Origin of the sequence: Pseudomonas sp. PA-4-8C, from assembly GCF_021606625.1 — a bacterium.
GTDB classification, from domain to species: Bacteria; Pseudomonadota; Gammaproteobacteria; order Pseudomonadales; family Pseudomonadaceae; genus Aquipseudomonas; species Aquipseudomonas lactis.
On record NZ_WKCD01000581.1, the window covers coordinates 1 to 757 of the forward strand.

A 757-nucleotide genomic window follows, 5' to 3' on the forward strand; every position below is an offset into this window, starting at 1 on the left:
TTTGTTGGAAAGCGTGGCGGTGTACGTAATCTGCCCACCTTCGTTCGCCTCGGTCGGCGCTGTCAGCGTAACGGTGGTGGTGTTATCGGTGCTCGGTGTATCGGTAACGGTGGTGTTCACCGCTGTACTGCCAGGGACCAGATTTTCGAAGTGCTCGCCACCGGTGACACCTTTGATGGCGGTGGTGACGGTCTGGTCGCCCTTGTAAACATCATCAGGAGCAAGAACCGAAACGCTACCGCTCGATTGGTTTACGCCAATGGTGATGGTCTGGCCGTTATCCAAGGTGACGGTCAACGGGTTGGTGATGTTAGTCACTGGCGTACCGTTTTTATCCACAAGGCTGGCGGTGTAGACGATGTTGCCGCCTTCGCCAACGGTGGTGGTCGCGGTCAGGACCACATCGACCTTGTCGATGGTGTCGTTGATCGTGGTCGTTGCGCCGGAGCCTGCCACTTCGAGTTTTTCGAAGTTGCCGCCGGAAGCGTCGGTGATCTTGACGGTCTGAGTGCTCTTATCGATGAACACGTCATCGGTAGGGGCGGGCATGGTCACAGTGCCAACAGTGTCGCCGGCCTTGATGGTGATGCTTGAACCGTTGTCGAGTTTCAGTGTTACGTCAGTGCCCGCTTTGTTGGAAAGCGTGGCGGTGTACGTAATCTGCCCACCTTCGTTCGCCTCGGTCGGCGCTGTCAGCGTAACGGTGGTGGTGTTATCGGTGCTCGGTGTATCGGTAACGGTGGTGTTCACCGCTGTA

General features: G+C 57.1%; 1 protein-coding gene. It reads right to left on the minus strand.

Translation table 11 applies throughout. From position 1 onward, the window contains the following. Nucleotides 1–750 (minus strand): immunoglobulin-like domain-containing protein (locus GIW04_RS31095; RefSeq protein WP_329607665.1); only part of this gene is annotated, 750 nt, incomplete at its 3' end. Nucleotides 751–757 lie beyond the last annotated feature (7 nt).